Source organism: Rubritalea squalenifaciens DSM 18772 (assembly GCF_900141815.1).
Taxonomy (GTDB): Bacteria; Verrucomicrobiota; Verrucomicrobiia; order Verrucomicrobiales; family Akkermansiaceae; genus Rubritalea; species Rubritalea squalenifaciens.
This window is the reverse complement of sequence record NZ_FQYR01000005.1, coordinates 595,012-616,348: the sequence shown is the minus strand read 5'-3', so window position 1 is coordinate 616,348 and position 21,337 is coordinate 595,012. Positions and strand designations below refer to the sequence as shown.

The 21,337-nt window shown below is 53.2% G+C and carries 17 protein-coding genes; 12 read left to right on the top strand and 5 right to left on the bottom strand.

Features of this window, described 5'->3' with window-relative positions:
• Window positions 1-100 precede the first annotated feature (100 nt).
• The 6 genes from BUB27_RS15900 to BUB27_RS15875 all read left to right on the top strand — a co-directional run bounded on the left by BUB27_RS15900 (window position 101) and on the right by BUB27_RS15875 (window position 10,223).
• Window positions 101-3,310: a PVC-type heme-binding CxxCH protein gene (locus BUB27_RS15900; protein WP_143184850.1), complete on the top strand. Its 3,210-nt coding sequence runs from the start codon at window positions 101-103 to the stop codon at window positions 3,308-3,310.
• A 127-nt stretch (window positions 3,311-3,437) separates the two neighbouring features.
• Window positions 3,438-4,793 (top strand): argininosuccinate lyase, encoded by a 1,356-nt coding sequence (argH, locus tag BUB27_RS15895; RefSeq protein ID WP_143184849.1) that lies wholly within the window; start codon window positions 3,438-3,440, stop codon window positions 4,791-4,793.
• Window positions 4,794-4,946: 153 nt separating this feature from the next.
• Complete coding sequence (locus tag BUB27_RS15890; protein ID WP_143184848.1) at window positions 4,947-5,912, top strand: DUF4339 domain-containing protein; 966 nt, start codon at window positions 4,947-4,949, stop codon at window positions 5,910-5,912.
• A gap of 160 nt (window positions 5,913-6,072) precedes the next feature.
• On the top strand, window positions 6,073-8,604 hold the full coding sequence (gene leuS / locus BUB27_RS15885; protein WP_143184847.1) for a leucine--tRNA ligase: 2,532 nt from the start codon (window positions 6,073-6,075) through the stop codon (window positions 8,602-8,604).
• Between the two features lie 7 nt (window positions 8,605-8,611).
• Window positions 8,612-8,791 (top strand): DUF6726 family protein, encoded by a 180-nt coding sequence (locus BUB27_RS15880; RefSeq protein ID WP_143184846.1) that lies wholly within the window; start codon window positions 8,612-8,614, stop codon window positions 8,789-8,791.
• 511 nt (window positions 8,792-9,302) lie between these two features.
• Window positions 9,303-10,223: a hypothetical protein gene (locus BUB27_RS15875; RefSeq protein WP_143184845.1), complete on the top strand. Its 921-nt coding sequence runs from the start codon at window positions 9,303-9,305 to the stop codon at window positions 10,221-10,223.
• Between the two features lie 188 nt (window positions 10,224-10,411).
• Here BUB27_RS15875 and BUB27_RS15870 read toward each other — a convergent pair whose 3' ends face one another.
• The gene (locus BUB27_RS15870; protein ID WP_143184844.1) at window positions 10,412-11,404 is read right to left on the bottom strand and encodes a 2-hydroxyacid dehydrogenase; all 993 of its coding nucleotides are present in this window, start codon (window positions 11,402-11,404) and stop codon (window positions 10,412-10,414) included.
• 170 nt (window positions 11,405-11,574) lie between these two features.
• Here BUB27_RS15870 and purU point away from each other — a divergent pair, with 170 nt between their 5' ends.
• Together purU and BUB27_RS15860 are read left to right on the top strand one after the other, a co-directional pair.
• The gene (purU, locus tag BUB27_RS15865) at window positions 11,575-12,423 is read left to right on the top strand and encodes a formyltetrahydrofolate deformylase (RefSeq protein WP_143184843.1); all 849 of its coding nucleotides are present in this window, start codon (window positions 11,575-11,577) and stop codon (window positions 12,421-12,423) included.
• An 18-nt stretch (window positions 12,424-12,441) separates the two neighbouring features.
• Entirely contained in the window at window positions 12,442-14,160 is a 1,719-nt protein-coding gene (locus tag BUB27_RS15860) for a sialate O-acetylesterase (RefSeq protein WP_143184842.1), read from the top strand.
• Window positions 14,161-14,211: 51 nt separating this feature from the next.
• Here BUB27_RS15860 and BUB27_RS15855 read toward each other — a convergent pair whose 3' ends face one another.
• Both BUB27_RS15855 and BUB27_RS15850 read right to left on the bottom strand, forming a co-directional pair.
• Window positions 14,212-15,879, bottom strand: coding sequence for a glutamine--tRNA ligase/YqeY domain fusion protein (locus tag BUB27_RS15855; protein ID WP_143184841.1), 1,668 nt, complete (start codon window positions 15,877-15,879; stop codon window positions 14,212-14,214).
• Between the two features lie 211 nt (window positions 15,880-16,090).
• Window positions 16,091-16,657 (bottom strand): polysaccharide biosynthesis/export family protein, encoded by a 567-nt coding sequence (locus tag BUB27_RS15850; RefSeq protein WP_159435013.1) that lies wholly within the window; start codon window positions 16,655-16,657, stop codon window positions 16,091-16,093.
• 175 nt (window positions 16,658-16,832) lie between these two features.
• On the opposite strand from BUB27_RS15850, the gene BUB27_RS15845 reads away from it, so the two are divergent.
• Together BUB27_RS15845 and BUB27_RS15840 are read left to right on the top strand one after the other, a co-directional pair.
• Complete coding sequence (locus tag BUB27_RS15845) at window positions 16,833-17,735, top strand: alpha/beta fold hydrolase (RefSeq protein WP_159435012.1); 903 nt, start codon at window positions 16,833-16,835, stop codon at window positions 17,733-17,735.
• 32 nt (window positions 17,736-17,767) lie between these two features.
• Window positions 17,768-18,205 (top strand): hypothetical protein, encoded by a 438-nt coding sequence (locus tag BUB27_RS15840; RefSeq protein WP_143184838.1) that lies wholly within the window; start codon window positions 17,768-17,770, stop codon window positions 18,203-18,205.
• An 8-nt stretch (window positions 18,206-18,213) separates the two neighbouring features.
• On the opposite strand, the gene BUB27_RS15835 is transcribed toward BUB27_RS15840, so the two are convergent.
• A complete protein-coding gene (locus tag BUB27_RS15835; protein WP_143184837.1) occupies window positions 18,214-18,585 on the bottom strand; it encodes a hypothetical protein in 372 nt (123 codons plus the stop codon).
• A gap of 94 nt (window positions 18,586-18,679) precedes the next feature.
• On the opposite strand from BUB27_RS15835, the gene BUB27_RS15830 reads away from it, so the two are divergent.
• The gene (locus BUB27_RS15830) at window positions 18,680-19,933 is read left to right on the top strand and encodes a class I SAM-dependent RNA methyltransferase (RefSeq protein ID WP_143184836.1); all 1,254 of its coding nucleotides are present in this window, start codon (window positions 18,680-18,682) and stop codon (window positions 19,931-19,933) included.
• An 11-nt stretch (window positions 19,934-19,944) separates the two neighbouring features.
• On the top strand, window positions 19,945-20,409 hold the full coding sequence (locus tag BUB27_RS15825) for a low molecular weight protein-tyrosine-phosphatase (RefSeq protein WP_143184835.1): 465 nt from the start codon (window positions 19,945-19,947) through the stop codon (window positions 20,407-20,409).
• Between the two features lie 3 nt (window positions 20,410-20,412).
• On the opposite strand, the gene BUB27_RS15820 is transcribed toward BUB27_RS15825, so the two are convergent.
• Window positions 20,413-21,300, bottom strand: coding sequence for a DUF3500 domain-containing protein (locus BUB27_RS15820; RefSeq protein ID WP_143184834.1), 888 nt, complete (start codon window positions 21,298-21,300; stop codon window positions 20,413-20,415).
• Between the last annotated feature and the right edge of the window lie 37 nt (window positions 21,301-21,337).

The window sequence follows — 21,337 nt, the reverse complement described above, 5'->3', positions numbered from 1 at the left end:
TAGCCAGAACAGCTGACTAACCACAAAGGCACTACAACTTCATGTAGTGCCTTTTTCGATCCTCACTACATCCATACACATAACACACCTCGATCCTAACATGAGAATTCACCATCTGCTCTCTCTAACCACGGTCTTATCTGCTGGGTTCTTTACCTCCTGCTCAAAAGAGGGCGAAGCACCAGCCTCCTCAACCACTCCAGCCTCTCCCGCGATACAACCATCTATTTCACTGGATAAAAATACCCGTATCGTCATCGAAGGCAATGGCGTCGCCTCCCGCATGATGAAGTTCGGGCACTTGGAAACCGCCCTCCATGCCCGCTTTCCAGAGGCCAATCTCTTCATCCGCAATCTAGCCGATGAGGGGAATACCCCCGGCTTCCGCCCTAATGCCGGGCGTAAGGATCAATTCTCCTTCCCTGGAGCCAAAGACCTGGTCTCCCCTGCTTATTCCTCCCCCACCAATTCCCGTTGGAGCAAAGGCCCGGTTGGCTTTTACCCGACACCTGACGCCTGGCAGGATCTACTCAAACCTGACCTGGCGCTCTGCTTCTTTGGCTCTGTCTCCGCTGAACAAGGTGAGGCTGATCTCGACCGATTCGAGAAAGAGCTCACAGCGTACCTGCAACACCTCAAAACCAAAAACTACGGCAAGGATTCGCCTCTCCGTGTGATTCTCATCTCTCCAACTGCTGTCGAAGATCTGTCAGGAGAGATCAATGTACCTTCTGGCAAAGTACAAAATACCAACCTTGCCCTCTACACCAAATACATGGCTCGCATAGCCAAGGAACAGGAGATTCCTTTTGTCGACCTCTTCTCCGCCTCAAAGCAATGGTACAAGGATAGCAAAGACGCTCTCACTATCGATGGACGCCAACTCAATGACGCCGGCTACCAGAAGCTCGCAGACCACCTGACTAGTACACTGTTCGGAAAAAGTCAGGTCAAACAACCTGACATGAAGGCCCTTCACGCTGCCGTGCAAGAAAAGAACTGGGTCTGGCACCAGGATTACAAGATCCCTAACGGAGTTCACGTCTACGGCCAGCGCTACAAGCCATTCGGCCCGGACAACTATCCTCACGAGATCAAAAAGAACCGCGAGATGGCTGCGATCAGAGACCAAGCCATCTGGGCGACCGCTCAGGGTGAGTCATTCGACGTCGCTGCGGCAGACGCCCAAACCTACCAACTTCCAAAGATCAAAAGTAACTTCCGCCCCAGCGGCAAGAACGGTAACATCGAGTACAAGTCCGGTGAGGAGACCATCAAGCACCTGACCCTGCCGGAGGGCTACAAGATCGAACTCTTCGCCGATGAAAAAATGTTCCCCGAACTGGCGAACCCTGTTCAGATCTCCTTTGACAACAAAGGTCGCCTCTGGGTGGCATGCATGCCCTCCTACCCTCACTACAAAATTGGTGATCCAAAGCCTGCAGACACGCTGCTCATCTTTGAAGATACAGATAATGACGGCAAGGCAGACAAAAAGACTGTCTTCGCGAACGACCTGCACATTCCGATTGGTTTCGAGCTAGCGCCAGAGGGGGTCTACGTATCCCAGTCCGACTCCCTCGTTCTACTAACGGACACTGATGGTGACGACAAATACGACAAGAAGGAATTCATCCTCAGTGGTTTTGATGATCATGATACCCACCACGCCATATCGGCCTTCTGTGCAGATCCCTCTGGTGCCATCTACATGGGTGAAGGCGTCTTCCTGCGCTCCAATGTAGAAACAGCCTACGGTACCGTCCGCGGCACCAACGGTGGATTCATGCGCTACAACCCTGCGAAAAGGCAACTTGAGCGCACCGCTCAGATCAACATCCCGAACCCCTGGGGAACCGCCTTCGATGATTACGGTCAGTGCTTCTTCCTGCACACTTCTGACCCAAGTTTGAACTGGCTAATCCCAGCCACGACCAAGCCACACTACAACCGCAGCGACCAAGCACCGCCAAACCTTATTCCGAATGCCCAGAAGGTGCGTCCTACCTCTGGTCTGGAAATCATTTCCAGCAGACATTTCCCCGATGAGGTACAAGGCGACATCTTGCTGAACAACACCATCGGCTTCCTCGGCACCAAACAGCACCAAGTGGAAGCAGACGGCACAGGCTTCAAGCTCACCCATCGACAGGACTTACTCAAATCCTCCGAAGGAAACTTCCGCCCGGTCGATCTGGAATTTGCCCCAGATGGTTCGCTCTATCTGATCGATTGGTCTAACACCCTCATTGGCCACATGCAGCACAATGCTCGTGACCCATACCGCGACCACGCACACGGCCGCGTGTACCGCATCACCTATCCGTCACGCCCACTCGTGAAACCATCCAAGGTGGCTGGCGCTACACTTGAGGAGCTCTTCGAGAACCTCAAGCTTCCAGAGTACCGAACCCGCTACCGCACTCGTCGCGAGCTTCGCGGGCACGATGCTAGCGAAGTTCTTCCAGCTCTTCAGAAATGGGTAACCAGTCTGAATAAGCAGGACCCGGACTACGAGCGCCATCGTCTGGAAGCTCTCTGGGTAAGCTGGGGATTAGACCAGATTGACACCTCTCTGCTTCAGGAGCTGACGCAGTCATCGGATTACCGGGTAAGAGCCGCAGCCTACCATGCACTGCGCTACAACTTGGACAGATTCAAGAACACCAAAGAACTCCTTCTCGCCGCAGCACAAGACAAGCATGGCCAAGTCCGGATGGAAGCCATCACCATCGCCTCTCTGTTGGATAAAGACACTGCTCTTGAAATCATCGACATCGCCAAGCAACAGCCAGTCGACAACTGGCTGAAGACACCGCTCGATAGAGTCTATGCCGATCTGACGAATCAAGTGATTGCTGAAAAAGAAGACAAAGAGCTAGCCGCTTACAAGGGAGAGATGCTCAAGATCATGAAGCTCGGTAAAGAAGTCTACCACCGTGACGCCCACTGCGCGACCTGCCACCAGGATGATGGCAAGGGACTCCCGCAAGCCGGCTTCCCTCCCCTCAATGGCACCAAGTGGGTTAACGAGGATCCAGAGCGCCTCATCAAACTCACCCTCAAAGGTCTGATGGGCCCCATCAACGTGAAGGGCAAGCAGTGGAACGGAGCGATGACTCCATTCGGCGGCATGCTCGAAGACGACAAAGAAGTCGCTGCGGTTCTGACCTACGTTCGTAAGAGCTTCGGCAACAACGCCTCCGTCATCACACCAGAGATGGTGAAGAAAGTGAGGGAGGAGACCAAGGACCGTAAGCAGCTCTACATGGCTGACGAACTCCTCAAGGAGCATCCTCACAAGAAGTAGGATTTTTAGGATAAACGACCACTCAAAACAAACGCCTCGCACTTCGCGGGGCGTTTTTCTTTACCCTAATTCACTCCTGACAAAAAAACCGGTGTTAATCTGGCTGATCTGTGATTAAACAAAGCGCATGTGGAAAGGACGTTTCTCCCAAGCTACCGCCGACCTCGTACAACAGTACGGTGAATCCGTCTCCTATGACTGGAGACTCTACAAGCATGACATCGCTGGCTCCATCGCCCACGCGCGCGCCCAGCTGAAGGCAGGCCTACTCACCGATGAGGAATTCTCCAGTATCGAATCCGGTCTCCGTGAGATCGAGAAAGACATCGATGCCGGCAAGTTCGAGTTCTCCATCGAGCTCGAAGACATCCACATGAATATCGAGGCTGAACTCACCAAGCGCATTGGTGCTGCTGGCGGCAAGCTACACACAGCTCGCTCCCGTAATGATCAGGTCGCTACCGATACCCGCCTCTACTGCCGTGAGGAAATCGACACCATTTCCAAGCTCATTGAAGACCTGCAGAAGGCTCTCCTAGGCAAAGCTGAGGAATATGCGGACTCCGTCATTCCCGGCTACACCCACCTCCAGCGTGGCCAGCCTGTGACAGTAGGCCACCACCTGCTCGCTTACGTAGAAATGCTTTCACGAGATACTGGCCGCCTCGCCGATGCCCGCAAGCGTGTCAACGTCTCACCACTCGGTTCCGGCGCGCTCGCAGGTTCCACCATCAATCTCGACCGCCAGCAGATCGCCGACGAGCTGGGCTTTGACCGTGTCACCACCAACTCCATGGATGCAATCTCTGACCGCGACTACATCATCGAGCTACTGTCTGCGTTTGCTTTGGTTGGCACCCACCTCTCCCGCCTCTCTGAGGATCTCATTCTCTGGTGCTCCAGCGAATTCGGCTTTGCCACTCTCTCGGATGCCCATACCACTGGCTCTTCACTGATGCCTCAGAAGAAGAACCCGGATGTTTGTGAAATCACTCGTGGCAAGACAGGCCGCCTCTATGGCAACCTCGTTTCCCTGCTCACCGCAGCCAAGGGTCTCCCACTCACCTACAACCGCGACCTCCAGGAAGACAAGGAGCCTCTGTTTGACTCCATCGACACCCTTAAGATCGCCCTCGCAGTGAATGCAGAGATGATCACAGACATGGTCGTCAATGTAGACCATTGCCGTGCGGCCGCATCCGACCCACTTCTACTGGCTACCGACCTCGCCGACTATCTGGTCAAAGAAGGCGTTCCATTCCGCTCTGCTCACGAACTCGTGGGTCAGGCCGTCGCTGTTAGCGTAGAGACGAAGACCCCTCTCGATCAGCTCGACCTCACCAAAGTTTCCGAGCACTACGGCGCAACAGCCAAGGATGTGTTCAATCTTGAAACTGCCCTCAAGGCCCGTACCAATCCAGGTGCACCGTCCATCGAGAACGTAAGAAGCGAAATCGCTCGCTGGAATAGTATTCTCGGATAACAGCGCAGCTCAATCAACTATCTAGCCCCAAAAACCGTGTCGTTTAGACACGGTTTTTTTATTTCTGACTGGAAGAATCCTAACCACAGACTAGTAATATACCTACCTCTATCATTATCGCATAATCACTAGACAACTAACTCTATATATAAAATGAGTGAACCCAATTGGCATTACATCGATCAACAGGGACAACAACAGGGACCTGTAAGCGCTGAAAACCTGCAAGCACTGGCACAAGCTGGAGCCATTACCACTGAGACCCAAGTCTGGACCGAAGGTCTGGAAGAGTGGGTAGCAGCCAGCGCAGTGGAAAACCTCCTTCCCGCCCAGCCCGAGGCCATCGAGCCGGCAGCGCAGCCCGTGATCACCCCGACGGACCCGATGATCCCCTCCACTCCGACTACTGCACCAGTCCAGGGTTCACCTGTCTCTGCTACAGAGACTCCTCAACACGCAGAAGCTTGGGAAGAGCCGGCAGCGGCCACAAGCATCTACCCACACACTATCGCTAAAGGAGGGAATTTCGGCACCCTCATCATGCTCTATATTGTGGGAATTGCCAGTATACTCATTCCTATGATGATTACGGGCGCAATGGCTGCCAGCAACAACTTGGAAAACGACGCAGTAACTACAGGTGCAGGTCTCGGCATGATGATTGGCTTATTCGTGGGATGGGGCCTGCTGGTTTTTGCCAATATTCTTCAACTTATCTATCTCTACCGAGCCTGGGACTGCCTGCAGCCCGGAGGAGCCACGGTCACTCCAGGGAAAGCAGTCGGCTTCCTATTCATCCCTCTCTTTAACTTGTACTGGGTATTCGTCGCTTATGGTCAGCTGGCCAAGGAGTGGAACACTGTCGTCTCTCATTACGAGAACACGAAGTATGCTCCCCGCCTGAGCGAGGGTGGCTTCCTGACCCACGCCATCGGCTTCTTACTTCCTTTTCTCCAGATTGTGACCTGGTTCATTGTATGGCCACAAATCTGCAAAGGTATCTCCTTCATGGCTAATTTGAGCAGCAAAGGAGCCACCGGAGACACCACTGGCGGCAGCGGCCTCAACTTCGGCCCGACCACGATCAAAGGCGCCTCCAGCAACCTAAAATTCAAGTAAGCTCTCCGCCACCGCGCTGAGAGCCAAACCCTCTATGCTTCATTGCCTAGAGGGTTTTTCTTTTCAATCCCCTCCAATCCGCTAAACCCCTCGCAGCAAATCATTGGTTCCGCCTAGCCGGACCAGCTAATCCTTTAACAGACAAATAGACCTGACAGCGATGAACCCTTTCCCATTCGATACCTTCGAGCCTAAGTGGCAAGCCATCTGGGACGAGAATAAGACCTTCCGCACCCCGAACCCGGGCGATGCGGACTTCGATGCCTCCAAGCCGAAGTACTTCATTCTCGACATGTTCCCTTATCCGTCCGGTGCCGGCCTCCACGTAGGCCACCCTGAGGGATACACCGCTACAGACATTCTCGGCCGATTCAAGAAGATGAACGGCCACAACGTGCTGCACCCGATGGGTTGGGACGCCTTCGGCCTGCCTGCCGAGCAATACGCTATCAAGACTGGACAGCACCCGCGCATCACCACCGAGCAGAACGTCAACAACTTCCGCAAGCAGCTCAAGTCTCTCGGCTTCGGCTACGACTGGGACCGTGAGGTCAATACCACCGATCCTGGCTACGTGAAGTGGACCCAGTGGATCTTCATCCAACTGTACAATTCCTACTTCTGTGAGGATACCAAGACCGCCCGCCCAATCAGCGAGCTGGAGGCCAAAGGCTACAGCCGTGAGCAAATTAATGCCGAGCGCTTGGCCTTCGTTTCCGAAGCTCCCGTGAACTGGTCCCCTGACCTGGGCACCGTACTGGCAAACGAGGAAGTCGAAGAATGGAAGAACAAAGGCCACATCGTGGAGCGCCGTCCGCTCAAGCAGTGGATGCTGCGTATCACCAAATACGCTCAGCGCCTGATCGATGACCTGGAGCCACTCGACTGGCCGGAGTCTATCAAACTGCTGCAGCGCAACTGGATCGGCAAGTCCACTGGTGCCGAAGTTCATTTCGATATCGAAGGCAATGAAGTCACCGTCTTCACCACCCGCCCTGATACACTTTTCGGCGCCACCTACATGGTGCTGGCACCTGAGCACCCGCTGGTAAGTCAAATCACCACTGCGGAGCAGAAGGATGCTGTCGAAGAATATGTCAAAGCCTGTGCACTCAAGTCCGACCTCGAGCGTGGCGATCTGAACAAGCACAAGTCCGGCGTACCGACTGGTGCCTATGCCACCAACCCGGTCAACGGCGAGAAAATCCCTGTGTGGATCGCCGACTACGTGATGATGGGCTACGGCACAGGCGCGATCATGGCCGTACCAGCTCACGATGAGCGTGACTTCGAGTTCGCCCAGAAGTTCGAGCTGCCAATCATTCAGGTGGTCCAGCCTAACGACGACAGTGACTGGCAGGGCTTCACCGGCAATGGGACTTCCGTAAACTCTGGCTTCCTGGACGGCATGAAGACCAAGGATGCCAAGAAAGCCATCATCACTTGGCTGGTGGAGAACAAGAAGGGTACCTTCAAGACTAACTTCAAACTGCGTGACTGGCTCTTCTCACGTCAGCGATACTGGGGCGAGCCTTTCCCAATCCTTTGGGAAGATGGCAAGCACAAGACTGTCTCCGAATCCGAGCTGCCAGTGTTGCAGCCAGAAATGGAAGACTTCAAGCCGACCGGTTCTCCGGAAGGCCCGCTTGCCAAGGCTACCGAGTGGATCAACTACTCAGAGACCTCCAAGCGTGAGACCAACACCATGCCTCAGTGGGCTGGCTCCTGCTGGTACTACCTGCGCTACTGTGATCCTAACAACACCGAACGCTTCATCTCCAAGGAAGCCGAGGAATACTGGATGGGTGCCAATAACAACCCGGGCGGCGTAGATCTCTACGTTGGCGGTACCGAGCACGCCGTGCTCCACCTGCTCTACGCCCGATTCTGGCACAAGGTTCTCTTCGACCTCGGTCACCTGAGCACCAACGAGCCATTCCAGAAGTTGGTCAACCAGGGTCTTATTCTCGGGGAAGATGGTCAGAAGATGTCCAAGTCTCTCGGCAACGTGGTCAACCCGGATGACGTAGTCAATGGCTACGGTGCCGACTCACTGCGTCTCTACGAAATGTTCATGGGACCGCTTGAGCAGGTGAAGCCATGGCAGATGAAAGGCGTGGAGGGCGTGTCCCGCTTCCTTGCCAAAGTCTGGCGTGTGGCCATGACTCAGGACGGCGACAGCTGGAAACTGAGCGGCAAGCTCACCGATGACGAAGCCACCTCTAACAAGGAACTTCTCAAGGTCACTCATGAGACCATCAAGAAGGTCACCGAAGATATCGAGAAACTTAGCTTCAACACCGCCATTTCCCAGATGATGATCTGCACCAATGCCTTCACCAAGGCAGACAAGGTACCGACCGCACTCTTCGTCGACTTCCTCAAGTGCCTCAATCCCTTCGCTCCTCACCTCACTGAGGAACTGAACGCCATCATTGGAAACGAAACTCAGCTCTGCGAGCAGACCTGGCCAACTTTCAAGGAGGAATACCTCGTCGAGAGTGAGGTTCAGATCGTTGTGCAGGTGAATGGCAAGGTCCGCGCCAAACTCATGGTCGGCAAGGATGCTTCCAAAGAAGAGATCGAGGAACTCGCCAAGAACGACGAGAACGTGAAGCAATACACAGACGGTAACACGATCCGTAAAGTGATCGTGGTGCCTGGTCGTCTGGTTAACATCGTAGCGAACTAATAGAGCGATGCGTTACCTTCTACTCCTGCTTCTTCCCCTGCTCTGCAGCTCCTGCGCCCTGATCACGACTCCGGTCAAAGTGGCAGGCAGCGTGGCTAGCTCGGCCGTCACCGTCACTGGCAAGGCCATCGGCGCCGGCATCGACCAGTTCGCCGATGACGACGAGGAGGAGAAAGACAAAGATTAAAACATTAAAGGCGCGGTTCCCACCGCGCCTTTTTTATTACCTGAATTTATAGTGCTGCCACTCACGCTTCTCTGGTCCTTTATCCAAGCATCGTAGCTTTTCTTAGTCACCATCATCAGAGTTGAAATCTCTGAAATAAGAATGTTTGTACCCTCTTGCAAAAATAGGTTTATTCACAACTCATCCACATCTTGCGCACAAATTATTCACAAGGACTTGTTCACAATCCATTCACAACTTGCCCACAAGCTATTCCCACGAGCAGACGCCCTAACTTGACATTGAGCTTCAGGTAGCTATGCTCCCTTTCCGAACCTAAGTTCACTCCCATGCTTTTCCCTCTTGTCCATAGCTGATGATGCTCCGCTCTAACCATTTCGTTAGAGCAGTTTCGAGCATCATTCTTATTCAAGTTCTCCACCCGTGTCGTGAGAACAAGCAGCTATGTTAAATGATACAAAGCCGCGGAATCATTGTGCCTACGTCTTGGCACCTCCGCGCATCAGACAAGATGAAACTAGACGAACTGGAAGAGATCGTCGCCTGCCTGCCCAAGGAGCGCACTCTCTTCAACTATGCCAAGGACTGGTATGCAGTCCAACTACTTAAATACTCCCTGGAGCAGCCACAAGCCGTTCACTGGATCAAACAAAGCAACTTTGGAAAACTTCTCAACAAGCCACAGCTCAGGTCGTGGTTGGGTAGTCTGGGTAGCACCACCCTTTCCAGGGAGCAGCTGGCCATGCTCTACCCGGAGAAGGCTGAAGCATTTCGCCTGACTCTAGACCGATTCGATTGGGTCCAAACTAGTCGCAAGGGAAAGGAGAGCTGGAATCTCGTGCTCCAGCTCAACCTGAACAATGCCGACGCCTGCTATCTGGAAAAGTATCTTCCCGAGCGTGATGTCGACCCCTTCGAGCTACGCTACCACCCCATTCATGAGGGTCGTAACCGCACCCTAGCTTGGGCAAGGATCGATCTAGATCTGGCTAAAGGTGAAGCTCTCATCGAGGAAATTCAAAACGACCGCATCCGGGAAACCCTGTGGTGGCTGAATTATATCCGTGAAGGGAAACGTAAATTCATACGGTGTGGGCAGAAAAAGCTACCCGCCCAGTTTATCGAACAATACTGGGAGAGGCACATGAAGGCCCACTCCAAGATGTGGGATGAAGCCATGCTCAGTGCCGCCATTTTCTTCATTCGCGAGGAACTTGGCATTCGGGATATCTTCTACCATACCCCGGAGAGTGGCAGCCGCTACAAAGGCGACGGTGCATCAGGAGCTCCACGCTCCATTTACAGCAAGCTTCCCGAGCGATTCTGTTTCAAGAAAACAGATGAAGTCCCCAGCTTTCTCATGAAAAGACGGAAGACTCGGCCAAAGAAAAATACGGAGGATGCCTGTCAATTCCACCTATTGCAGCTTTAGGCTTCTAGCTGACTTCAGAGAAAAACAAAAAGCCGCCTTTGAGTGATCAAAGACGGCTTTTTTACCTACACACGAAAAAACCAATTGCTGAAATAACCTGTGTGAGAATTACTACAGTGTACCTGCTTTTGAATACGATTCGCGTGGATTCTTCTTTCACTCTCGTGAAAAAATTTCAGAAATTTTAATCAGGACGATTTTACCTCATTCACCAGAGGCTCTCCCGCAATGAATGCCCTGATATTGACTGCCGTGGTTTCCGCGATATTGACCATGGCCTCCTGGGTGAAAAAAGCCTGATGAGAGGTCATCAGCACGTTCGGGAATGTCATCAACCGCATCAGGACATCATCCTCGATGACCTGATCCGAAAGATCCTCGAAAAAGATCCCAGCCTCCTCTTCATAGACATCCAGAGCCACCGCACCTACCTTCTTTGATTTCAGTGCCCGGATCAGAGCTTTGCTATCCACGAGAGCACCTCGGGAAGTGTTGACCAAGACCACTCCGTCCGAACAGAGACCCAATGACTCGTCATTGATCAGATGATGCGTCTCCGGAGTCAGTGGGCAATGCAGACTGATCACCTTTGAGCGCTGCATCAACTCAGGTAATGCCACATACTCGACCCCTCGGGAACTCAGCTCCTCATTGGGATAGGGATCATAGGCGAGCACCTCACAACCAAAGCCTGACAGCAAATCGCAAAAGACTCTGCCAATCTTACCTGTGCCTACGACTCCGATGGTCTTCCCTTTCAGGTCAAATCCCATCAGACCATGCAGGGCAAAGTTGTTCTCACGCACACGTGCATAGGCCTTGTGGATGTGACGGTTCACAGCCAGCAGCAATGCCAGCGCATGCTCGGCCACTGCATAAGGTGAATATTCAGGGACCCGGACCACCTTGAGCCCGAGTTGCTCAGCCACTTTCAAATCCACATGATTGTATCCCGCACAGCGCAGTGCGATCAGCTTGACTCCCTGTTCACTGAGCTGCTCCAGACAGGCCTGATCCAGACAATCATTCACAAAGGAAACAACGACCTCAGCCCCATCTGCCAGGACAGCGGTATCAGCCCGCAGCTGATTCTTGTAAAAAGCGAGTTCATGCTCCTGCCCCATCACCTCCCTGAAGAGAGGCTTTTCGTAATCCTTGGCTGAAAAAAGCGCTACTTTCATGACTAACAAGTTCTAGACTACATCCTCCCCCATGAGGGAAGTACTATTTTGTGATAAAATGACGCAAGATGACAGGCTATTGAGATACAAGATTCGATCTGTATGATTAATCTCGAGACCGTTCCGCTCAGAAAGCGCTCTAATCACATCAACCAGAACCAAAAGAAGCCATGCTTATTCTCAAACTCTCATGTCCAGATAGGCCAGGTATCGTGGCCAAAATTTCGAGTTACATAGCTTCGCATGGCGGCAACCTGCTCGAGTTCAACCAATTCACCAACTCACTGGACGCCAAATTCTTTGCAAGAATAGAAATGGATATCGACCAGATCGATGTCAGCATGGAATCCTTTATCAAAGGCTTCGAGGTGCTTGGAGAATCGCTCGATGCCACCTGGCACTTCCGTCCTGCTCCATTCAAGGTGAAGACAGCTATCCTAGTGACTAAGACCACACACTGCCTCAACGAGATTCTTTGGCGTGCTGCTCACGGTGACCTACCTCTGGAAATCACCTCCATCATTGGCAACCGTGAAGACTGCAAGGCCATCGCGGAGAAGGAAGGAATCCCTTTCCATTACATTGAAATGGACGGCGACCAGAAAGCCGAAGGCTTCAAACAGATTGCCCAGATCCTGATTAATGAAGAAGTGGAGCTTGGCATACTCGCGCGATTCATGCAGATCTTGCCAGACTGGTTCTGCAGCCAGTTTGCGGGCAAGCTTATCAATATCCATCACTCGTTCCTCCCCGCCTTCATTGGTGCCAACCCTTATCGTCAGGCCTATGACCGTGGGGTGAAACTCATCGGCGCCACTTGCCACTACGTCACCAGTGACCTGGATGCAGGCCCGATCATTGACCAGGAAGTAAAGCGCGTACTGCACTCTCATTCCCCGCAAGACCTCATGCGTTTGGGACGCGATTGTGAAAGAATCGCGCTCGCCCGCGGTATTCGTTACCATGCGTACGACCGCACGATCATCGATGGAAACCGCGCCATCGTGTTCGAGGACTAAGTTACTTATCACTCTACTATGAAATTACTCTGCTACCTCACACTCGCCTTCCTTCCCTTCTTGGCCAAAGCCGCCGAAGTCGATGTCTACCTGCTCGGTGGGCAGTCGAACATGCAAGGCATTGGCAAACTGAAGAACTTGCCCAAGGAGTATCACAAAGCCGTTAAAAACACCTTCATCTACAGGGGGCAAAACATCGCTCCTCTCGTCATCGGCCAGACTCAAACGTCACACCGCAAAGGCGAAATGGGTCCCGAGATCGGCTTTGCCCTGAACATCCAGTCAGACAAGCCAGTCTACTTGCTCAAATACGCCGCCAGCGGTATGCCTCTCAACCCCGGCTGGAACGGCAATAAATGGCTTGGTGGAAAGCCTGGACCTAAGCGCACCAATTTCTATCCAGGCCTTACTCCGGAAGACCCTAACAAAGGCCGCCTTTACAGAGCCATGCTTGATCGCTTCCAAAAAGGCATCGAAGCCATCAAAGCTGAGGGCCACACGCCAGTGATCAAAGGCTTTGTCTGGATGCAGGGAGAGCAAGACAGCAAGAACGAAGTCTCAGCGAATAGCTACGCCAAGCATTTGAAGCTCCTGCGTGACCGACTAGCCGAAGACGTCAAAGTAAGCCGCCTCCCCATGGTCTATGGACAAGTACTACCTCACGAACCAGCGCTTGAACGCTTCACCCACCGGGAAAACATTCGTAGCCAGATGGCTGCTGCTGACATGGCATCTGGCAAACCTGAAGCTATCCGCCTGGCAAAAATGATTTCTACAGACGGCTTTACCCTGCTCAAGGACACCGTGCACTACGACGCTAATGGACAGCTCAAGCTCGGGTCTGAAATGGCCAAAGCCATGAACCATCTGCAAGGGTCGGGCAAACAATCCAATCTGTGGCCTGATCGTGTTCCCGGCTTTCCAGAAGACTTCGAACCACAAGCCCACAAGCAACTCGACCCCGGTCATATCACCGAAACCTCACAACCAACTATTACCGTTTACCCGGCGATGGGCAAACCGACAGGACAGGCTCTCGTCATCTTTCCAGGGGGCGGCTACCGGGTTCTTGCTGATATGAAAGAAGGTGAAAATGTGGCTGCCTACTATGCAGCCAGAGGCATCACTTCTTTTGTCGTCAGATACCGTGTCACCAAAGGAAGCAATGAGGGCTTTCGCTTCCCGGGTCCTCTTCTTGACGCGCGTCAGGGTATTCGTATCGCGAAAGCCTCTGCAGAGAATTATGGCTTCAATCCGGAAAAAGTAGGGGTCATAGGTTTCTCAGCCGGCGGCCACCTCGCCTCGATGTGCGCCACAAGATTCGGAGACAGCTTTGAAGGAGAGCTCAACACAGATATTTCTGTGAAACCAAACTTCGCGGCGCTCATCTATCCCGTAGCGAGTATGGTCGCCCCTAGTTCCCACAAAGGTTCTCGCCATGCGCTGTTTGGCAAAGATCCACAGAGCGAAGACCTCAAGGCGGCCTCTCCCGAGTTGCTCGTCAAAAAGGATTTCCCACCTGTATTCATCGCCCAAAATCAGTTCGATCCCGTAGACGCCAAACTTTCCTTCATTCTCGCTCAGGCATACACCGCGGCCCAGGTTCCCTGCGAGCTTCACATTTTCCCCGGCAAAGATCATGGCTACGGCATGGGGCGCCCGGGTCAAACTGAAGCTCAGAACCCCGCCATCGCTTGGCCGGAACTTCTGCATAAGTTCATCTTGAAAGCCCAATAAAAAAGGGCGCAGGCCTTACCTGCACCCTTTCGTTAAATCGCTAGTCAGCCACTAGAACTTGGCTGCTTTCAGCTCCACGGTACGGTTGAAGACAATCTTCTCACCCTGCTCGTGATCTTCTTTATCCGTGCAGAAGTATCCTACTCGCTCGAACTGGCAGGAATACTCCTTACCTGCTTCCGCGAGGATAGGCTCCACTTTCGCACCTTTGATCACATTGAGTGATTCAGGATTCAGGCACTTCATGAAACCGCCTTCAAAGCCGTCTGGATTCTCCTCGGTAAAGAGGCGGTCGTAGAGGCGGATTTCCGCATCCACGGCATGGTCCACGCTCACCCAGTGAACAGCAGCCTTACACTTGATACCTTCTGGTGCATTCTGGCCAATGGTTCCAGGGATGTACTCCACATGAACCTGGGTCACCTCCCCTGTCTCAGGGTCTTTCTCGTGTGAAACGTAGTTCAGGATGTAGCCGCCACGGAGGCGGATCGCCTGACCGGGAGCCAGACGGAAATACTTCTTCGGAGCTTCCTCCATGAAGTCATCTCGCTCGATGTAGACTTCCTTACCGAGTGGAACCTTACGAGTGCCTGCTTCCGGGTTCTCCGGATTGTTCATGCACTCCATTTCTTCGACTCGGCCTTCTTCCCAGTTGTCGATCACTAGCTTGAGTGGCTCCAGCACAGCCATACGGCGATCAGCATTGGCATTTAGATGCGCACGCACATCAGCTTCTAACAAAGCAAAATCAGTATTGCTGTTGAACTTGGTAATGCCTCGGCCCTCGATAAAGGTGCGGATACTTTCAGGCGCATAACCGCGTCTGCGCATCCCGCTCAAAGTCGGCATGCGCGGATCATCCCAACCAGCCACGATCCCTTCATTCACCAGATCCAGCAGCTTGCGCTTGCTCATCACAGTGTAAGTAAGGTTCAGACGGGAAAACTCGATCTGACGTGGTTCGGACGGGGTCGGGCAGTTCTGTACCACCCAGTCGTAGAGAGGGCGGTGGTCTTCAAACTCCAGTGAGCAGAGGGAATGCGTGATGCACTCCTTGGCGTCTTCCAGCGGATGCGCGAAGTCGTACATCGGGTAGATCTTCCACTTGTCACCTGTACGGTGGTGGTGGGCATGAAGAATGCGGTACAGCGCAGGATCGCGCATGTTCATGTTAGGAGACTCCATGTCGATCTTAGCACGCAGCACTGCCTTCCCTTCACCGATCTCGCCATTCTTCATCTTCTCGAAGAGTTCTAGGTTCTCTTCCACGGAAGTATCGCGGTATGGCGAGTTTGTACCCGCTTCCTTGACGTTGCCACGACCAGCCTTCATTTCCTCAGGTGACTGCAAGTCCACATAGGCTTTGCCGTCTTTGATGAGCTGGACTGCACAATCGTAAAAATAGTCAAAGTAGTCGCTGGCAAAGTAGAGGTGCTCACCCCAGTCATAGCCGAGCCACTTGATATCCTCTTGAATGGCTTCCACGTACTTCGTGTCTTCTTTCACCGGGTTGGTGTCGTCAAATCGAAGGTGGCAGCGGGCACCAGGATTCTCCTGAGCCAAGCCAAAGTTCAAGCAGATAGCACGTGCGTGACCGATATGCAGAAAGCCATTGGGTTCGGGCGGGAAACGCGTGATCGTGGTCTCGTGCTTACCCTTCGCCAAATCGCCAGCGATGATCTGTCTGATGAAATCCTTTTTACCTTCTTTTTTGCCCATGAGTTCTAAAGAAAAAATTGTCTCCCCGCTTCATGCCCCATCCCCCCACAACATGCAACCCCATTCACCTTAAGACTGAGGCCAAAACCAGCATGACTGCGATCCCTTTAGAGAGATCGCAGCCAGCCACCACGGTGAACAATTGGGGCAGGGGTAGGACAAAAGCTTCCAATCCCGCATCACGACACCGCACACACATCCAAACAGTGCGCTAATTGACCTCAAAGGGTCCTTTGTGCTTTACTGTGATCGTATCATTCGGCTCCACCAAGACGTTCTGATGCTCCAGGATCTTGGTGTTGTACTTGGACATCTTCCCCTTGCGAGTCACATAAACGTACTTGCTACCGAACTGAGTCTTATCCCCAGCCAACTGCAACGCCTGCTGCAAGGTCAGCCCTTTCTTCCACACTACCGCACCAGGCCGCCTCACCTGACCACCTACGGTCAATGACTGCACTTGAGGATCATCCTTCACCATGTTGATCACCTCAATCACCGGTTCCTGATAGATTTGCTCGGCTTTGTAGCTGTTCTCGATTTTGCGGCAGACCTGCTCGTTGCTCAGCCCCCTGACAGAAATCATCGAGCCCGTGATCGGCAGTTTGATCTTTCCTGATTCACCAACCTGGTACTTTCCATCAATTTGCCCCTTATCCTCAGCAGGTACACCCTTGATCGAGATGTGCAGGGTATCTCCAGTCTTGATCTGCGAAAACAGAGGCGCAGGAATGCCACTAAAGAGAAGGACTAACAGAAGTAAAAAGATACGAATCATAAGGAAATTTTGCATAAAAATACATCACGACACATATCTAACTAGATAGATACACACATCATCGTATTTGCATTCTGGAATTATACTTTAGGACTCCATGGTGAGAGATTCGTTCAAAGAAAATGCAAAAAGAACTTCAGTTCCTGAAAAAAGGCCGACTCGTCAGCCCAGTCCTATGCTAGACTGCCCCCACAAGATGCAGGAGTTTACTTCATTTGATGGCGACAGATTCTCTTACCGTAGCTTTGGCTCGACGGATGAAGCGGCGTCCATCATCATAGGCGTCCATGGCATCTCAGGAGCCTCCTATGATTACATCGGTTTGGGCGAACACCTGGAAAAGCATCACCCTGGTTGCGCTCTGTATGCCTACGAAGTGAGAGGGCAAGGTCTCGACCCTAACCAATCCCGCATTGGAGACATCCATCGCCCGGAAGAGTGGTATCAGGATCTTTACGCCTTCACTCGGCTAGTCAGGGACCTCCACCCCAAAGCTCGTATCATCTGGTGCGGCGAATCCATGGGCTCGCTCATCACCTTACACGCCTACGCAGCGCGCTTGGATAAGCCAAGCCACTGTGACGGACTCATTCTACTCGCTCCCGTAGTTAAGATCGGAAACCAAATTCCCAGTTGGAAACTCAATCTGGCTAGACTGGTCTCGTGGATGTTTCCCCGCTTCCGAGTCAAACTGGATCAGCTCCATGACGATGAAACCGTCAAAGTCACTCAAGGAAGTGACTCCCACTCAGCTCAATCCAGCACCAATGAGTGGCATATCGAAAGCTATACATTGCGGCTATTGTCCATTTTGGGAGCCCACATCAGGGGCATGATGCAGCAGGCCACGCACATCACCCACCCCGTACTCATTCTCAATGGCGGCCAAGACTACTTTACTCCCGCCGCTTTCACCGAGGAATTTGTCAGGAACATCCCCTCCTCCACCGACACAAGACACCGCTATTTCCCTGATGCTTACCATCTTCTGATGTACGATGATGCCAGAAATGAGGTTTTCGCGGCCATTTCTCAGTGGATTGGGGACAAATATGGCCAAGCGGATCAAATCTCTTGAAACTTTGTATTCAAGATTGGAGACTTCCCGACATGAACACCACCACCCGCCTCCTCATCGCTGCTTCTGTGCTCGCTGGTCTCTCCAGCTGCCAGAGCTATGAGAACATGCGTAACCCGCAGTATGATCCGATGACTGGTCAGGTCATGCCGGATGGCACCAAAGTCACCCCAGCTTATGCGGTAGAGGATGGTCAGACTCCTGCACCTACTATGGCAGCAGTCCCACCCGTTGTTCAGCCTACTGCTGCCATGCAGCCTCAGGTACAAGTCCGCCCTACACTGCCATCACCTCAGCCGACGGTTCAAACCAGACCACAGAACACGCAGCGCAAGGCTGTGATGAGAAATGCTGGCCCATTCGCGACTCCAGACGTGACCCGCCTCCCATCCAAGGATGATCTCAAGGAGACAGAGACTTCCACCAGCGATGGCGGCAATGCTTCCGGTGTTACTGCTCCGAAGCGCTAAATGTCCATTTACCTGCGGTAGTGGATGCTTACGCCACTACCACGGTAGTAAAATCCCCAGCGCCCACCATAGTGATAGTGTGGTCGTCTGCAGTGATAGTCATAGCGTGGATACCCCCAGCGGTAAAATCCCGGGTAAAGGTAGTAATTACCGGAATAACGGCCACTGGTCCGGGATTTACTCCAACGCACCTTTCCACCATCTGTGGCTGACTGGCTTTTCTCAGCCTCGCGCCGCACCCATGGTGGCACATAGACCTCCTCAGGCTTTTCTTTTTGCTCGGTGACCCTCACGGGTTCGCCGTCCGCATTGTACCAGACCTCCTGCTCAGCCAACGCTGAGGAGAAACTGAGTACAAAAATGATCGCCAACCACTTCATAGTAACATACTAAACCGCTTTCAGCTTCCCTTCAAACTCATTAGGCCCTAATCCACGGCCACGAGAACTATCACCTGAAACCGACACCACGCCGATGCGACCACACAAGAAATTCAAAGCATTTCCTTTCGAGTACCACCAGGAGCTTGAACTCACCATCGAGTCTCTCTCCAATCTTGGCCACGGTATCGCTCGTGTTTCCCTGCCGGAATCCGAAGATATGCCAGAGGATGCTCCTCAGAACTGGGTGGTATTCATTCCCTTCGCCCTACCCGGCGAAAAGGTGAAGGTGCGCATTTTCCGTAACGACAAGAACTGTTCCCATGGCGACCTTGTAGAAATTCTGGAACCATCCCCACACCGTCGTGAGCCCAAGTGCCCGCTCTTTGGCGAGTGCGGTGGCTGCCAGTACCAGCATGTCGACTACGAAACTCAACTTGAGTGGAAAACCCGCCAGGTGGCCGAGCTCCTCCAGCACATGGCGGGCATAGACCACCCGGTCAAGCCGGCCATCGCCTCACCACGTGAGTGGAACTACCGTTCCAAGATCACTCCTCACTTCCAGAAACCACGCAAGGGCAAGATCGACGCCATCGGCTTCCTTCGCCAGGGCCGCCGCCAGTCCATCATCGACGTACCTCAGTGCCCGATCGCCATGGAGGAACTTAACGAGGCCCTGCCGGAGATCCGCAAATCCGCTCACGCCAACGCCCATTCCTACAAGAAAGGAGCAACCCTCCTACTCCGCGCCACAGAAGGCAGAGTAGAAACCAACAACCGCGCCGTGGCTACCGAGCATGTCGGCGATCTTTCCTTCCACTTCCTCGCTGGCGACTTCTTCCAGAACAACCCCTTCATTCTTCCGTCCTTCACCGGCTATGTGGCTCAGCACGCTTCCATGCATGGCGCCAAGTATCTGGTGGATGCCTACTGCGGCTCCGGTCTCTTCGCCCTCACCCTAGCCTCCTCCTTCGAGAAGGTCGCCGGTGTCGAGGTCTCCGAGACGGCTGCCGACTGGGCTGCGCAGAACGCGCGCCTGAATGACATCACCAACACCACCTTCCTCGCATCCAGCGCAGAAGCCATCTTCAAGGATATCGAGTTCCCGGCAGAAGAAACAGCCGTAGTGATCGACCCTCCACGTAAAGGCTGTAACCAGGAGTTCCTCGACCAGCTCTTCGCCTTCGGCCCATCACGCTGCGTCTATGTCTCCTGCAATCCGGCTACCCAGATGCGCGACCTCAAGGAATTCATCGGCGCTGGCTACAAGCTGGAGGAAGTCCAGCCCTTCGATCTCTTCCCGCAGACTCGCCACCTCGAATGTGTGGCCATTCTCTCCAAAGGATAACCGATCAAATCATGGAACCTACCCGCGTCCTCTTCGTATGCCTAGGAAACATCTGCCGCTCACCTGCGGGAGAAAACATCTTCCGTCATGCGGTGAAACAAGCAGACCGTGAGGACGACTTCGTCATCGATTCCGCAGGAACTGCGGGATGGCACACGGGGAAAAAGCCAGACTCCCGCATGTCCGCCACGCTGCGCTCCCGGGACATTCCCGTCGCAGGCCGCGCCCGCCAGATCCAACTGGAAGATTTAATCGAGTTCGATCTCATCATCACCATGGACGATGAGAATTACACCAACGTTCTCAAGCTCGACCGCTCCGGCCAATACCATGGTAAAGTCAGAAAGCTCACTAGCTTCTGCACCGAGCGCGACCTAAGCGAAGTCCCCGATCCCTACTACGGCGGCCAAGACGGCTTCGAACTCGTCGCTGACCTCATCCTCGACGCGGCGGAAAATATTTTGTTGGAGTACTAACCCTTACTTCGTCCACAAGCTCATGTGGATATGGGTGCGGCTGGTTTCCAAGTCCCAAAGGAATCCTGGCATACCGCACTTGAAGTCCCATCGGCCACCGTCGATGCATCGCTTCTCGGGTTCCTCATTGTAGTAGGCCACCCGGCATTGCTCCCAGCCACCTTTGGCTTGATGGAGCTTTTTAATTCTCTCTTTGATAGATGGAGTAAAGATACTCAGCCTTCTCTCCCAAACGGCTTTGAGCTTCTTCTTTGCTTCGTCATTGAGTTCAGCATAAGCGATCCCATCCCCCTCAGACATCGCCGCACTGGCGACTCCCTTACGATCTTTGATCAAGGCCTTGGGGTTATCGAGTGTCTTCCAGAGTTCGATCAAATCCATCTCACACTCTTTCCACAGCTCAGGCGGATCAGAACCTAACAAGATTGGTCCAAACTCCTTGGTCTCCCCCTCGACTACTTCGAGATGTACGATGGTAAGATGATGCTCCGCCACGCGAAACGCAAAGTCATCTTCCTTCCTAGGGTCCCCAAAACAGGTCAGCCAGTACTTGCCCAGTCCCTGCTTGCCGTCCTGCAGAGCCACCTTGTTCGCCATCTGCCAGCCGTAATCCGAAAGCACCAGACGCATCGCCTTCTCAAAGGCAGCACGTTGAGTATCATTCAAATCCCCGATTCTAACACCAGGACGTTTCCCTCCAGGGTATACCATCTTCCAGCGTTCCTTGTCCTCTACCTTGAGCATACAATTCTCCTGCTGCTCCTCACTCAAAGTATCCAGAAAGGCCCCGACCTCCTTGCGGAAGGAATCCTCAAACTCTCCGGCATGTACCACACCCAGCAAGACCGGGAAACATCCCAACAATAGCCACCTTAAAAACAACGCACTCATAGCACCTTGTAGATTAGCGCCATAAGAACATCAGCGC